The organism is Microvirga rosea, from assembly GCF_020595095.1.
GTDB classification, from domain to species: Bacteria; Pseudomonadota; Alphaproteobacteria; order Rhizobiales; family Beijerinckiaceae; genus Microvirga; species Microvirga rosea.
The window spans coordinates 15,711-29,347 of the sequence record NZ_JAJDOP010000015.1 but is presented as its reverse complement, the minus strand read 5'-3'; the positions used below and the strand labels follow the sequence as shown (position 1 = coordinate 29,347).

Sequence of the window (13,637 nt, the reverse complement as noted above, 5' to 3'; positions counted from 1 at the left end):
AACCGCAATGAACTCGGTCATCGGTCCACGCGATTGTGGGCGATTCCCATGAGAGGATCAGACATGTCAGTTTCCAAATCGCTTCGCGTGAGCCTTCTTGCTCTCGGCGTCGCCCTCCCCCTGGCAGCGGGCCCGGCTTTGGCGCAGGGCACCGCTCCGGCGGCTCCCGCCGCAGGGGCCCAGCAAGGCAGCAAGGTCGTCGCCCGGGTCAACGGGCAGGACATCACGGAGGCCGACCTCGCCGTCGCCGCGGCCGATCCGGCCCTGCAGCTTCCGAACATCCCGGACGAGCAGAAGCGGGAGCTGCTGACGAGCTACCTGATCGACCTCAAGCTCGGGGCCAAGGCCGCGGAAGCCGCCAAGGTCAGCGACAATCCCGATTTCGCCCGGAAGCTGGCCTATACCCGCGACAAGACCCTTCTGGACGAATACCTCGATCAGCAGGCCCGCAAGGCCGTCACGCCGGAAGCGGCCAAGAAGCTCTATGACGATACGGCGAAGACCATGACGCCGGAACAGGAGGTTCGCGCCCGCCACATTCTCGTGGACAACGAGGAGGACGCCAAGAAGGCGGCCACCCGCGTGAAGGGCGGCGAGGATTTCGCCAAGGTGGCGAACGAACTTTCGAAGGACCCAGGCTCCAAGACGGACGGCGGCGATCTCGGCTTCTTCACGAAGGACCGGATGGTCGAGCCTTTCGCCGAAGCCGCATTCAAGCTCGAGCCGGGACAGATCTCCGATCCGGTCAAGAGCCAGTTCGGCTGGCATGTCATCAAGGTCGAGGAAAAGCGGACAAAGCCGATCCCCTCTTTCGAGGAGATGAAAGACCAGGTGAACACCTACCTGGAGCGCAAAACCCAGCAGGACCTCATCGTCGGCCTGCGCAAGGATGCGAAGATCGAAAAGCTCGACGACAAGGGCAACCTTGTCGAACAGAAGAAGCAATAAGTTCTACGAATCGAGGCAACAGGGGCGGCCGAAAGGCCGCCCCTTCCTTTTGCGGAGGGGCCGACCGGAAACGCAGGCTTGACAAAAAGCCTTGAAAAGCCACAGGTCGCCGCTGGCTGTTCCGGCCTTTTTCCACCGTTTGTGGGTTTCTCCATGTCGAAAACCGTGTCGCCCCTCGCGCCCAAAACGTATCCCGCGCTTCCCGAGATCGACGGCGTCCGGATCGCGACGGCGGAGGCCGGGATCCGCTACAGGAACCGGACCGACGTGCTCTATGTGGACCTGGACAAGGACACCACGGTGGCGGGCGTCTTCACCCGGTCGAAATGCCCTTCGGCCCCGGTCGATTGGTGCCGCAAGAACCTGGAAAAAGGCGTGGCCCGCGCGCTGGTGGTCAATTCCGGCAACGCCAATGCCTTCACGGGCAAGAAGGGCGCCGAGGCGGTCAAGCTGACCGCGGACATCGCCGCCAAGGCCGCCGGGTGCAGGGCCTCACAGGTCTTCATTGCCTCGACCGGCGTCATCGGAGAGCCGCTGGACGCGACGAAATTCTCCGGCGTGCTGGAGAAATGCGCCCAGAAGGCCTCGCCCAAGGCCTGGGTGGATGCGGCCAAAGCCATCATGACCACCGACACCTTTCCGAAGGTGGCGACCCGCACCGCAACCATCGGCGGGGTCGAAGTCACCATCAACGGCATCGCCAAGGGCGCCGGGATGATCGCCCCGGACATGGCGACCATGCTGTCGTTCATTTTCACGGATGCTCCGCTCGCGGCCCCCGTGCTCCAGGCCCTTTTGAAGAAAGGCGCCGACAAGAGCTTCAACTGCGTGACCGTGGACAGCGATACATCGACCTCGGACACGCTCCTGTTCTTCGCCACCAGGGCCGCCGCGAAGCGGGGCGCTCCGTACGTCAACCTGCCGAGCGACCGTCGCCTCAAGGAGTTCCGCCAAGCGCTCGAGGGCCTTCTCTGCGATTTGGCCCAGCAGGTTGCCCGCGACGGCGAAGGCGCGCGCAAGTTCGTGACCGTGAAGGTCACGGGCGCAACCGGGGCCCAATCGGCCAAGCGCATCGCCATGGCGATCGCCAATTCGCCCCTCGTGAAAACGGCGGTAGCGGGCGAGGACGCCAATTGGGGCCGCGTGGTCATGGCGGTCGGCAAGGCCGGCGAGCCCGCCGAGCGCGACAAGCTCGCGATCTGGTTCGGCGATATCCGTGTCGCGTTCAAGGGCGCGCGGGATCCCGCCTACGACGAGGCAAAGACCACCGCCTACATGAAGGGCGACGAGATCACGATCCGGGTCGATCTCGGCCTCGGACGCGGCGAGGCGACCGCCTGGACCTGCGATCTCACGAAGGCCTATGTGGAAATCAACGGCGATTACCGGAGCTGACGGCGCGATTTAAGGGATTACGTCCACCTTCTGGCGGATCGTGATATTGATCTCGCCTCCATAGGCTTCCGTGCCCTCATAGGTATAGGCGAACTCGTCCCGCCCCTTGAAGCCGGGCTTGGGCGCATAGAAAACCGCGCTTCCGCGGATTCCCGCGATCCCGGATTTGGGCTTCTGGATGATCTTGATATCGTTGATGGCCCCTGGAAGCGTGATGTTCATGCCGCAGGCGCTCCCTGAAGATACCACCATGTGGCTTTCCGTATCGATCTTCCGTGCCAGTGGCAGGGGATCGACCTCGCAGGTGCCGGCCGCCTCCGCGTGACCAAAGCTTCCCAGGACGAGAACGGCCGCAGCAGAGTAAAGAAATTTCATAGCCCCCACCGGATTTCATTTCGTTCCTCCCAGTTGAGTTTCCACGGCAAAGCTTGTCAAGCCGAACCAAAAGCGGTTCGCTCCCGCGGCAAAAGAGGCGTAAGAGAAGCGCCCTCGCCCGTCCTCTCGCGAACGGATCCTCCGCCCGTGTCCACCGTCAAGCTCACCCTCGTCGTCGCTGTCGCCCTCGTGGACACCGACAACCGCATTCTTCTGGCGCAACGGCCTGAGGGGAAGCAGCTGGCCGGCTTGTGGGAGTTTCCCGGAGGCAAGGTCGAGCCGGGCGAGAGGCCGGAAGAAACCCTGATCCGCGAGCTGCGCGAGGAGCTCGGCATCACGGTCAAGGAGGCTTGCCTGGCCCCGCTGACATTCGCGAGCCATGCCTATGAGAGCTTCCATCTTCTGATGCCGCTCTACATCTGCCGGCGCTGGGAAGGATTTGTGCAATCCCTGGAGGGGCAAGCCCTCAAGTGGGTGAAACCCCAGGAGCTTCGCTCCTATCCGATGCCCCCCGCGGACGAACCGCTGATCCCGTTCCTCATCGACATCGTCGGGGCGTAGGTCTTTCCCGTGTCGCGCCCCGAGCTAGCGGCTGCCGCTCCCCTTCCGCCTGTCGGACAGGGTTTTCTCGTCTCGAGCCTTCTCGGCTGCTCCATCCTCTGGGCCAGCGGATTCCTGTTCATCAAGCTGAGCGGAGACATCAGTCCCTTCGTGATCGCCGCCATGCGCGGGCTCGTCGGGGCTTCTTCCCTCGCACTCTGGTTCAAGCTCCAGGGCAAATCCCTGCTGCCCGAGCTGCGGGAGCTGAAGGATTGGCTGATCCTTGGAACCTTCAACGGCTGGGCGCCGAACGTGCTCGTCTCCTATGCCTTGAGCCAGATCACCACCGCCTCCGCCGCCATGGTGCAGGCCGCCGGCCCTCTGATCGTCGCCGTGATGGCCCACATGCTGTTTCCGGACGAGCGGCTGACGCGGCTGCGCTTTCTCGGCGTTCTCATCGGCTTCGTGGGCATGGGCATCCTGATCGGCCCCGCCGCCTTTCCGCAAAGCGGCATCAGCCCGGCGGGCTCCCTGGCGATGGTGGCGGTCACGCTGAGCTACGCGACCGCCAATCTCTATATTCGGACGATCAGGCAGGCCGACCCGTCCCGGTTGGCGCTGGGCCAGCAGGTCTGCTCGGGCCTGCCGGCCACGATTCTGGCGCTGGCGGTGTCGGGTCCCGGAGCCTTTGCGCCCGTTCCCTCCCATCTCGGGCCTCTTCTTGCCCTCGGGATCGTGGCGACCGCCATGCCGATGCTGACCTTCATGCGCATGATCCGCCGCGCCGGCCCCACGCGGGCCTCCATGGTCGGCTATCTTCTGCCGGTCTGGACCGCCATCCTGGCCGTTCTCTTTCTCGACGAACATCTGGGTCTTCGCGAGATGCTGGGCGGCGGCGTGGTGCTCACGGGCGTGGCTTTCGTCACCTTCAGCGGCCGTTTCAAACGCCCTGGAGTTGCCTGAGGCTCTAGGGCGCGAAGCCGACCTTGATGCGCCTGTTCTGCCGGCCCTTGTTGTCGACCTTCAGGATCGTCACCGGCCGGGCGGCTCCCGTGGAAACGAGGTGGGTTCCGCCGCAGCCCTGCCGGTCGAGATCCCGGATCTCGACGATCCGGACCTGGCCGTCCGGCCCGCGTGGCGGAGACACCGCCTTGCTGCGGAAAAGGCCCGGCACGGCGGCCGCCTCGTCCCATGGCATAGACGATGCACTGACGGGCAGATCCTGCCGGATCACGTCGTTGATGGCCTCGTCCAGGCGCCGCAAGCGCTCCGAATCAGCTCCGGGGAGATCGAAGTCGACCCGGAATGTCCCATCCGCCGAAAGCTGAGCCCCGGTGAGCAGAGCGCCGCCGAAATCCCGATACACAAGGCTGTTGGCCACGTGAGCCAGCGTGTGGAGTTCGCTCATGAGCCGGCGGAACTCAGGATCGACGGAGATGTGGACGGTGCCGTGGATCTCCGCATCGCCCTCGATCTCGTGCCAATACCCGCGCTCATCGCGGGAAACGGAGCACACGGGCGCTTCCCCTCCCGACCAGGAAAGGGTCGCCCTGTCCGGCAGCTGCCCGCCGCCTCCGGGAAAGAGCGGAGATTGCGCGAGGAGGACCGAACCGGGGCGCGCATCGAGAACAGGGCTCTCGAGGGTGAGAATGTCGGGATGATCCTGGCAGAAGAGGCGCATGGGAACTCGGAATGGCTCGAGGCACCGCACTCTGCCGTCTCGGCTCACGGTCCACAACCGGGGGCCTTCATGGGGATCTTTCCTTAAGCCCGTTCTCCGCTACACTCTTGCAGAAAGAGGGAGGGAACGGTCATGCCGACCTTGTTCGAGCGTCAGCTCGAAACTTACTCCGGTTATCACCGGGACCATCGCAACCGGGCGACGCACGTCGTCGGTATCCCGGCGATCGTGTTCTCCCTCCTTCTGGTTCTCAGCCTCTGGCGGGTCTCCCTCGGAACCCTTTCCCTGTCGGGTGCCTGGATCGTCGGCCTTCTGGCGGCCCTTGGATGGATCGCCCTCGACCGTACCGTCGGGCTCGCCATGACGGCAATCGTCGCCGTCATGGCTCTCGCGGCCGACGCGATCACGGCGCATGCCGGCCAAGGCACGGTATGGACGCTCTTTGCCATCCTGTTCGCCGGCGGCTGGGCGCTTCAGTTTCTCGGCCACGCCTTCGAGGGGCGGCGCCCTGCGCTGATGGACAACCTGTTTCAGGCCTTCATCGGACCGATGTTCATCATGGCCGAGGTGCTGATGGCCTTAGGAGTGCGGCGGGATCTTTCCGCCTACACGGACAGGGAAAGACGGCCGACCTGATGAACCGACCGGTTCAGCTTTCGAATTCCTCGATGGCGTCGACCCGTTCCGGATAGAACGCCAGATAACCGGCGATCTCCTTCACGGCCGGATAAGGCTCTTCATAGGACCACACGGCGTTCTCGCGCACCAGGCCCCCGGCCATCGCCGTGAAATAGGAAGCGTCCCCCTTATAGGGACAATGGCTCCTGTGATCCGTCCGCTCCAGCAGGTCCATGCGGGCATCCTGGCGGGGAATGTAATGAACCGGATCGAGGGTGCTTTCCTGTAGGGTCAGGGCTTCCGTCGTCTCGGCGACGATGAAGCCTCCGAGCACCACGCGGATCCGGTGCGGATTGCGTGTGATCGTGATCGGGTGATCGGGACCGGGGGTCTTCATGCGTCTGTTCTCCGAAGCGGTTTCGAAAAGCAGATAGGGCGACCGGGAAGCACCCCAAGATCCGCGCGCCTCAGTCCTGACCTTTCTCTCCCGTGGATTGCTCTTTCACGCCGAGCGCATCCGCAAGACGCATCTTGGCGGAGCCCGGCCGGAGCGGCTTCTGCTGGCTTTCATGGGGCGCCCAGCCGGAGAGCCAGACAATTTCGAACGTCGCCGGCAACCGCCCGTCGGGATCGGCGAAGCGCTCCGCATAGATGGCGGCCGCCCGCATGAGGGTCGCGCGGCGGAGGGGAGTCCTGCGCCGATCCTGAAGCGCGTTTGTCAGACCCATCTGACGAAGGTCCCGCATGAGAGCGAAGGGGTTGCCGTAACGCACGCGCACCACCTCGGAATCCGCCACCGGCAAGGCAAACCCGGCCCGCTGCAGCAAACCGCCGAGATCACGCACATCCGCGAACGGCGCCACCCGGGGGCTGACCCCACCCTCAAGCTCCGCTTCCGCCTGGGTGAAGGCTTGGCGCAATTCGGTCAGGGTCGCCCCGCCGAACAGCGCCCCCATGAAGAGCCCGTCAGGCTTGAGGGCACGGCGGACCTGCACGAGGGCTCCAGGCAGGTCGTTGACGCTCTGAAGGGAGAGAAGCGACACGGCCAGATCGAACTGCGCTCCGGAGACCGGCAGGTTTTCCTCGTCACCCCCGATGCTCCCAGGCTCCGGCACGGGCGCAATGCGCAGCACGCGTTCCGAGCGGCCGTTGCGGCGAAGAAGATCGGCGGCCGCCGGTGTGGGCGTGCCGACATCCAGGGCGAGCGGAAAAGCCCGCAACACCGGCGCGAGCCGCTCCTCCAGGTCGTCGACGGCCCGGGCAAGCAGGAAATCGGCATATCCGGTGCGGAGCGCCCGTTCGAGGCGGCGACGGACAAGGGAGCGGTCAAAGACGAGAGGAGCTGTCATGGAACTCCCGATATGGCGTGAGACGACGCAAGAGCCAAGAGAAAGAGCCAAGAGAAACTGCGAAACGAAATTCAGAAGAGAAATCAGGATCCTCTCCAGGCGGAGAGATGCGCAAGCCAGGGCACGACCGTTAAACTCGGCCGATGATCGCTGTTCCTGACGGCCGTGACGATCCTTCCCGATCCCGCTGGCCCCGAAGCCTCCGCCGTTTCGGGGAGCTTCTGCTTGGTCTTCTCTATCCGCCGACCTGCATTGCCTGTGGAGCGGCGACCGATGCTCCTCACGGCCTCTGCGCCGCCTGCTGGTCCGGAATCGCCTTTATCGAGAAGCCCTATTGCGAGCGGCTCGGCACGCCTTTCGCCGTCGATCTGGGCCAACCGCTCCTGTCGCCGGCCGCCATTGCGGATCCGCCGGTCTTCGGCCGTGCCCGAGCCGTTGCGCGCTACGAGGGAACGGCCAGCGCCCTGGTGCACCGGCTCAAATATGGCGACCGGCCGGAGCTTGCCCGGGCCATGGGCGTAATGATGGCCCGCTCGGGAGCCGAGCTCCTGCGGGATGCGGACGTGATCGTGCCCGTTCCCCTGCACCGCTGGCGCCTGTGGCGCCGCCGCTTCAACCAGGCGATGGCCCTTTCGACGGTGATCGCCCGTGCCGGCCGGATTTCCTGCGACCCCTTCCTGTTGGCCCGCGTGAAGCGGACCCGCCCGCAAGTCGGGCTGACGAGGGTACAACGCCAGGACAATCTGCAAGGCGCGTTCCGGGTCCCGGCCGCCGCGAAGGCGCAGCTTCAGGGCCGGCGTGTCCTGCTGGTGGACGATGTTCTGACCACCGGCGCCACGGCGAATGCCGCGGCCCGGGTTCTCATCCGCGCCGGCGCCGCCTCGGTCGATGTGCTGGCCTTCGCCCGGGTCGTGACGGATGCGTAAACGGTCCCTATATGCAGGGGATCTGACATGAAAGGCTCCGCATGCCCGCAATCACGATCTATACCAAGAGCTGGTGCCCCTATTGCGCCGCCGCAAAAAAGCTCCTGAGCGAAAAAGGGGCGGCCTTTACGGAAATCGACATCGAGGCGAAACCCGAAAAGCGGGCCGAGATGGTCCAGAAGGCGGGCGGGCGCACCACCGTGCCGCAGATCTTCATCGGCGAGCGCCATGTGGGCGGCTGCGACGACCTTTACGCCCTGGACGAGAAGGGTGATCTGGAGCCGCTTCTGGCGGCCTGACCGAAGGCGCGGCCGAGAGAAGTTCCGACAGACGGTTCCTGTCGGCAACGAGGCTCTAGACAGACGTGTCATTTGGGCCCAACTACAGGCGTGACGGAGATCTGAACCTCATGACCGCTCCCCGCTTCACTGCCGCCTGCGTCCAGATGCGCTCCGGGCGCGACGTTCTCGCGAACCGCGACGATGCCGTGGCTCTCGTGCGCGAGGCGGCCGACAAAGGCGCGCATTTCGTCCAAACTCCCGAGATGACCTCCCTGGTGGACCGGGACCGGGCTGCCCTCTTCGAGAAGGTGGGGCCGGAGGACAGGGATCCGACCCTCGCGGCCCTGCGCGACGTCGCGCGGGAGCGGGGAATCGTCATCCAGATCGGGTCGGTGGCCGTCAAGGAAGGCGACAAGATCGCCAATCGGGCCTTTCTGATCGGCACGGACGGGGCGATCGTCGCCTCGTACGACAAGGTCCATCTGTTCGACGTGGACCTGCCGAACGGGGAAAGCTGGCGCGAATCGGCCACCTATACGGGCGGCGACCGGGCCGTTCTGGGCGAGACCCCCTGGGGCCTGCTCGGCATGACGATCTGCTACGACGTGCGCTTCGCGGCTCTCTACCGGGCCCTTGCCGAAGCGGGTGCCGCGTTCCTGTCGGCGCCGGCCTGCTTCACCAAGCAGACCGGCGAGGCTCATTGGCATGTGCTGCACCGGGCGCGGGCCATCGAGACGGGATCCTTCATGATCTCGGCCGCGCAGGGCGGCCTGCATGCGGATGGCCGCGAGACCTTCGGCCATTCCCTCATCGTCGATCCCTGGGGACGGGTTCTGGCGGAAGCCGGCGCGGAACCCGGCGTCATTCTGGCCGAGATCGATACCGCTCTGGTGGGCGACGCAAGGGGCCGCATTCCGACCCTCAAGAACGCCCGGCCCTTCAGGGTCGAGATCGCCGCGGCCGCGCCGACAAGGCAGGCGGCGAGCGCTTGAGCCACCCTCACCTCCTCTTGGACAATCCCCTCACCATCACCACCTGCAAAAGGACATGATTAAGTATGCCCTGGCCTGCGAGCAGGCCCACGAGTTCGAAAGCTGGTTTCCTTCAAGCGACGCGTACGAGACGCAGCGCAAGCGCGGCTTCGTGACCTGTCCCTATTGCGACTCCGCAAAGGTGGAAAAGCAGATCATGGCTCCCTCCGTCGGACGGACGGACAAGGCGCCGGACAAGGCACCCATGCCGGAGCCGCAATCGGTCGCCATGCTCTCCGAAAAGGAGAAGCAGATCCGCGCCATGATCCGGGCCGTGCGCGAGCATGTGATGCAGAATTCGGAGAATGTCGGCAAGGCCTTCGCCGAAGAGGCCCGCAAGATCCACTATGGCGAGGCGGAGGAGCGGGCCATCTATGGCGAGGCCAATCCGGCCGAGACGCGCGCCCTGCTGGAAGAGGGCATCGATATTCTGCCGCTCCCAGCCGTCCCGGACGACCGGAACTAGGGCCGTTCCCTTGAGCGGGGACTGACCCATTTAGAGGGACAGTCCAACACGCCGGAACGCCTTTTGACCATCTTCTTCACAAGCGACACGCATTTCGGCGATCCGCGGGTCCTGCGGATCGACAAACGCCCCTTTTCATCCATCCCCGAGCACGATGAGGCATTGATCGCCCGCTGGAACGACACGGTCGGGCCGGGAGACGACATCTGGCATCTCGGCGACTTCGCCCTGCATGTGAAGCCGGACCGCATTGCGGAGCTGCTGACCCGCCTCAACGGCCGAAAGCACCTGATCACCGGCAATAATGACGGACCCGAAACAATTGCCGCCGTCGGTTGGGCCAGCGTTCAACCTTATGCGGAACTTCATCTCGATGGTTACGGACTCGTGCTGTGCCATTATGCCTTCCGCACCTGGAAGAACATGGGGCGCGGCTGGATCGACCTGCACGGTCACTCGCACGGGAAGCTGAAACCCCAGACACGGCAGTTCGACGTGGGAGTCGATGCCCGCGATTTCCGCCCCGTGACCTTGGATCAAATCCTGAGCTCTTCCCGGATTCGCCATCGCCAAACATCCGGTTAAGGGTTTTCCTGACGGGTCGTTCACCCTAGGACCGAAGGGTCGAAGGAGATTGCGATGAATCATGCACGAGACGACCAAGGATCGGCCGGCAGCCCGAGGCGCGTCTCGCTGATGCGCCGGTTCTTCGACAGCGAGGCCTCGGGCGGGATTCTGCTCATGGGCGTCACCGTCGCGGCGCTGGCGATCGCCAACTCCCCGGCATCCGGGGCCTATTTCGGCATCCTCAAGACCTATGTGTTCGGCCTGAGCGTCCTGCACTGGATCAACGATGGCCTGATGGCCGTGTTCTTTCTGCTCGTCGGCCTCGAGATCAAGCGCGAATTCCTCGATGGGCAGCTGTCCACATGGCCCCGCCGCATCCTGCCGGGAATTGCCGCTCTCGGCGGCATGATCGTCCCAGCCCTGGTCTATACGGCGATCACTTGGTCGGATCCGAATCTGCGGGCCGGATGGGCGATTCCGGCGGCCACGGATATCGCCTTCGCCCTCGGCGTCCTGAGCATTCTCGGCTCCCGGGTCCCGGCATCGCTCAAGATTTTTCTCACGGCTCTCGCCATCCTCGACGACCTCGGCGCCATCGTCATCATCGCGCTTTTCTACACGGGCGACCTGGCCCTGCCCATGCTGGGCCTGGCCCTCTGCTGCCTTGTGGCGCTGGTCGCCCTCAATCGCCTCGGCACGACGAGGTTGCTTCCCTATCTGGCAATCGGAACCCTCATGTGGTTCTTCGTGCTCAAATCCGGCATCCATGCGACGCTCGCGGGCGTCGCCCTGGCGCTGACGATCCCGCTTCAGGCAAAGCCGAAGAAGACGCGGGCGGAAAACTCTCCCCTTCACCGCCTCGAACACGCCATTCAACCCTGGGTGGCCTACGGCATCATACCGGTCTTCGGCCTTGCCAATGCGGGATTGTCCTTCAGCGGCCTCTCGTTTGCCTCTCTGGTCTCGCCCCTGCCCCTTGGGGTTGCCCTCGGGCTCTTCGTCGGCAAGCAGATCGGCGTTTACGGCTTCGCCATCGCGGCGGTGCGCCTTGGCCTCGCGGACATGCCCGCCGCCGCGTCACGGCTTCAATGCTATGGCGTCGCCCTTCTGTGCGGCATCGGCTTCACGATGAGCCTCTTCATCGACGCTCTCGCCTTCTCGGAACGGGAGGACCTGATCGACAGCGCCAAGATCGGCGTGCTCGCCGGATCGTTCCTGTCGGCGCTCTGCGGCTTCCTGGTTCTGCGCTTCGCGCCCCGGGCCGTGCCTCAGCCGCGTGCGGCGACCAGCATGTAGTTCACGGCCATGTCGCGGGAGAGCGACCAGGAGCCCGTCAGGGGATTGTAGGCGACGCCCGTCTGGTCCCCGACCGCAAAGCCCGCCTCCCCCAGCGCCGCGCCCAGCTCCTCCGGGGTGACGAACTTGTCCCATTCATGGGTGCCCCGAGGCAGCCAGCCGAGCACATATTCGGCGCCGACGATCGCCAGGGCGAAGGAGCGCAGGGTCCGGTTGAGGGTCGCCATGACGAGAGCGCCCCCGGGCTTCACGGCCTGGGCGCAGGCGGACACGAAGGCTTGCACGTCGGCCACATGCTCCACCACTTCCATGGCGAGCACGAGGTCGAAGGTCTCGCCCCTCGCCACGACGGCCTCGACGGTCTCGTTGCGGTAATCCACCGGCACGCCCGCCTGCTCCGCGTGAAGGCGGGCAACGGACACGTTGGTCGGCGCGGGATCAAGCCCGGTCACCTGGGCGCCGAGCCGTCCCAAAGGCTCCGACAGCACGCCGCCGCCGCAGCCGACATCGAGGATCCGCAGCCCTTCCAGAGAGCGGGCCGAGCGTGAATCGCGGCCGAATCGGCGGCAAGCCTCGTCCCGGATATAGGCGAGCCGCACCGGATTGAACCGGTGCAGGACCTTCATCGGCCCTTTCGGGTCCCACCAGGTCGCCGCAATGCGCTCGAATCGGGCGACTTCCGCCGGATCGATGGTGGTGCTGGCGCCGTCGACCATGAAACTTGCCTCTCGGAAACTTGCATCATCAGTAAAAGAGACATATCCGCCGCGTTGACAGCGCGCTACCCCACAGTCATGTATGAGCGCCTCCCGCCCCCGGCGAAGAGGCGCCTCGTCCTCCTGCTCGGCCCCAGATCCCATGCCTCGTCTCGTCATGAAGTTCGGCGGTACTTCCGTCGCCAATGTTGAACGCATCCGCAACGTGGCGCGGCACGTCAAACGCGAGGTCGAGGCAGGCTACGACGTGGCGGTGGTGGTATCCGCCATGTCGGGCAAGACGAACGAGCTCGTCGGCTGGGTCAAGGAAGCATCCGCTCTCTACGATTCGAAGGAATACGACGTGGTTGTCGCCTCCGGCGAACAGATCACCTCGGGCCTGCTTGCCATCGCGCTGCAGGAAATGGGCCTCAAGGCCCGCTCCTGGCAGGGTTGGCAGATTCCGATCATGACATCGGATGCGCACGGATCCGCGCGGATCGCCGCCATCGACGGCACCGGCATCCTCCAAGGGTTCAGCCAGCATCGGGAAGTGGCGGTCGTGTCCGGGTTTCAGGGCCTGCACCAGCCGACCCAACGCGTGACCACCCTCGGTCGCGGCGGATCCGACACCAGCGCCGTGGCTCTCGCGGCGGCGATTCAGGCCGAACGCTGCGACATCTACACGGACGTGGACGGCGTCTACACAACCGACCCCCGGATCGTCAGCAAGGCACGCCGTCTCGACAAGGTTTCCTACGAGGAAATGCTGGAAATGGCCTCCCTCGGCGCGAAGGTGCTGCAGGTGCGCTCGGTGGAGCTCGCCATGATGCACCGGGTGCCGACCTATGTCCGCTCCAGCTTCGACGATCCCGCCGCGCCCCAGCTCGGCACCCTCATCTGCGACGAGGAAGATATTATGGAACAGCAGGTTGTCACCGGCATCGCCTATTCGCGCGACGAGGCGCAGATCACGCTGCGGAACGTGGCGGACAAACCGGGGATCGCGGCCTCGATCTTCGTGCCCCTGGCCGAAGCCAACATCAACGTGGACATGATCATCCAGGTGGTGTCCGACGATACCACCACGACCGACCTGACCTTCACGGTTCCGGCTGCGGACTATGATCGGGCCTGCGCGGTGCTGAATCAGCACAAGGACGAGATCGAGTTCAAGAATCTTCAAGGCGCTACGGACGTGGTGAAGGTGTCGGCCATCGGGGTCGGGATGCGCAGCCATGCGGGTGTGGCGGCGAAAGCCTTCAAGGCCTTGGCTGACAAGGGCATCAACATCCGGGCGATCACCACCTCGGAGATCAAGTTCTCCGTTCTGATCGACTCGGCCTACACGGAGCTTGCAGTGCGCACGCTCCACTCGCTATACGGCCTTGATCAAGCCTGATTGACGGCAAGTCCATGAGGCTGCGACACTCAACATCATAAGAAGCCGGCGGCTCAGCCCCGTCGGC

The 13,637-nt window shown here is 64.8% G+C and carries 17 protein-coding genes; 12 read left to right on the top strand and 5 right to left on the bottom strand.

Going from position 1 to position 13,637, the window contains the following annotated elements:
• Positions 1-63: 63 nt before the first annotated feature.
• Together LJD17_RS21450 and argJ are read left to right on the top strand one after the other, a co-directional pair.
• Positions 64-948 (top strand): peptidylprolyl isomerase, encoded by an 885-nt coding sequence (locus LJD17_RS21450; RefSeq protein ID WP_227386245.1) that lies wholly within the window; start codon positions 64-66, stop codon positions 946-948.
• Positions 949-1,101: 153 nt separating this feature from the next.
• Complete coding sequence (gene argJ, locus LJD17_RS21445; RefSeq protein ID WP_227386244.1) at positions 1,102-2,343, top strand: bifunctional glutamate N-acetyltransferase/amino-acid acetyltransferase ArgJ; 1,242 nt, start codon at positions 1,102-1,104, stop codon at positions 2,341-2,343.
• 9 nt (positions 2,344-2,352) lie between these two features.
• On the opposite strand, the gene LJD17_RS21440 is transcribed toward argJ, so the two are convergent.
• The gene (locus LJD17_RS21440; RefSeq protein WP_227386243.1) at positions 2,353-2,718 is read right to left on the bottom strand and encodes a hypothetical protein; all 366 of its coding nucleotides are present in this window, start codon (positions 2,716-2,718) and stop codon (positions 2,353-2,355) included.
• A gap of 147 nt (positions 2,719-2,865) precedes the next feature.
• On the opposite strand from LJD17_RS21440, the gene mutT reads away from it, so the two are divergent.
• Positions 2,866-3,279: an 8-oxo-dGTP diphosphatase MutT gene (gene mutT, locus LJD17_RS21435; RefSeq protein ID WP_227386242.1), complete on the top strand. Its 414-nt coding sequence runs from the start codon at positions 2,866-2,868 to the stop codon at positions 3,277-3,279.
• 9 nt (positions 3,280-3,288) lie between these two features.
• The gene (locus LJD17_RS24290; RefSeq protein ID WP_227386241.1) at positions 3,289-4,221 is read left to right on the top strand and encodes a DMT family transporter; all 933 of its coding nucleotides are present in this window, start codon (positions 3,289-3,291) and stop codon (positions 4,219-4,221) included.
• Between the two features lie 4 nt (positions 4,222-4,225).
• Here the strand turns inward: LJD17_RS24290 and LJD17_RS21425 are convergent, their stop codons facing one another.
• Complete coding sequence (locus LJD17_RS21425; RefSeq protein ID WP_227386240.1) at positions 4,226-4,939, bottom strand: alanyl-tRNA editing protein; 714 nt, start codon at positions 4,937-4,939, stop codon at positions 4,226-4,228.
• A gap of 132 nt (positions 4,940-5,071) precedes the next feature.
• On the opposite strand from LJD17_RS21425, the gene LJD17_RS21420 reads away from it, so the two are divergent.
• Complete coding sequence (locus LJD17_RS21420) at positions 5,072-5,575, top strand: Mpo1 family 2-hydroxy fatty acid dioxygenase (RefSeq protein WP_227386239.1); 504 nt, start codon at positions 5,072-5,074, stop codon at positions 5,573-5,575.
• A 13-nt stretch (positions 5,576-5,588) separates the two neighbouring features.
• On the opposite strand, the gene LJD17_RS21415 is transcribed toward LJD17_RS21420, so the two are convergent.
• Positions 5,589-5,954: a DUF427 domain-containing protein gene (locus LJD17_RS21415; RefSeq protein ID WP_227386238.1), complete on the bottom strand. Its 366-nt coding sequence runs from the start codon at positions 5,952-5,954 to the stop codon at positions 5,589-5,591.
• A gap of 70 nt (positions 5,955-6,024) precedes the next feature.
• Positions 6,025-6,906, bottom strand: coding sequence for a methyltransferase domain-containing protein (locus tag LJD17_RS21410; RefSeq protein ID WP_227386237.1), 882 nt, complete (start codon positions 6,904-6,906; stop codon positions 6,025-6,027).
• Between the two features lie 143 nt (positions 6,907-7,049).
• Here LJD17_RS21410 and LJD17_RS21405 point away from each other — a divergent pair, with 143 nt between their 5' ends.
• The 6 genes from LJD17_RS21405 (at position 7,050) to nhaA (ending at position 11,473) form a co-directional block, all read left to right on the top strand.
• Positions 7,050-7,832 carry a ComF family protein gene (locus tag LJD17_RS21405; protein ID WP_227386236.1) on the top strand — a complete coding sequence of 261 codons (783 nt, stop codon included), beginning with the start codon at positions 7,050-7,052 and terminating at the stop codon, positions 7,830-7,832.
• A 41-nt stretch (positions 7,833-7,873) separates the two neighbouring features.
• Positions 7,874-8,131, top strand: a complete 258-nt coding sequence (gene grxC / locus LJD17_RS21400) for a glutaredoxin 3 (protein WP_227386235.1) — start codon at positions 7,874-7,876, stop codon at positions 8,129-8,131.
• A 110-nt stretch (positions 8,132-8,241) separates the two neighbouring features.
• Positions 8,242-9,105 (top strand): carbon-nitrogen hydrolase family protein, encoded by an 864-nt coding sequence (locus tag LJD17_RS21395; RefSeq protein WP_227386234.1) that lies wholly within the window; start codon positions 8,242-8,244, stop codon positions 9,103-9,105.
• Between the two features lie 55 nt (positions 9,106-9,160).
• A complete protein-coding gene (locus LJD17_RS21390; RefSeq protein WP_227386233.1) occupies positions 9,161-9,610 on the top strand; it encodes a DUF1178 family protein in 450 nt (149 codons plus the stop codon).
• Between the two features lie 63 nt (positions 9,611-9,673).
• Positions 9,674-10,195 (top strand): metallophosphoesterase family protein, encoded by a 522-nt coding sequence (locus tag LJD17_RS21385; RefSeq protein ID WP_227386232.1) that lies wholly within the window; start codon positions 9,674-9,676, stop codon positions 10,193-10,195.
• Positions 10,196-10,249: 54 nt separating this feature from the next.
• Entirely contained in the window at positions 10,250-11,473 is a 1,224-nt protein-coding gene (gene nhaA / locus LJD17_RS21380; protein ID WP_227386231.1) for a Na+/H+ antiporter NhaA, read from the top strand.
• On the opposite strand, the gene ubiG is transcribed toward nhaA, so the two are convergent.
• A complete protein-coding gene (ubiG, locus tag LJD17_RS21375; protein ID WP_227386230.1) occupies positions 11,446-12,189 on the bottom strand; it encodes a bifunctional 2-polyprenyl-6-hydroxyphenol methylase/3-demethylubiquinol 3-O-methyltransferase UbiG in 744 nt (247 codons plus the stop codon). The two genes, nhaA and ubiG, sit on opposite strands and share 28 nt — an antisense overlap.
• A 142-nt stretch (positions 12,190-12,331) precedes the next feature.
• Here ubiG and LJD17_RS21370 point away from each other — a divergent pair, with 142 nt between their 5' ends.
• Positions 12,332-13,570 (top strand): aspartate kinase, encoded by a 1,239-nt coding sequence (locus LJD17_RS21370; protein WP_227386229.1) that lies wholly within the window; start codon positions 12,332-12,334, stop codon positions 13,568-13,570.
• Positions 13,571-13,637 lie beyond the last annotated feature (67 nt).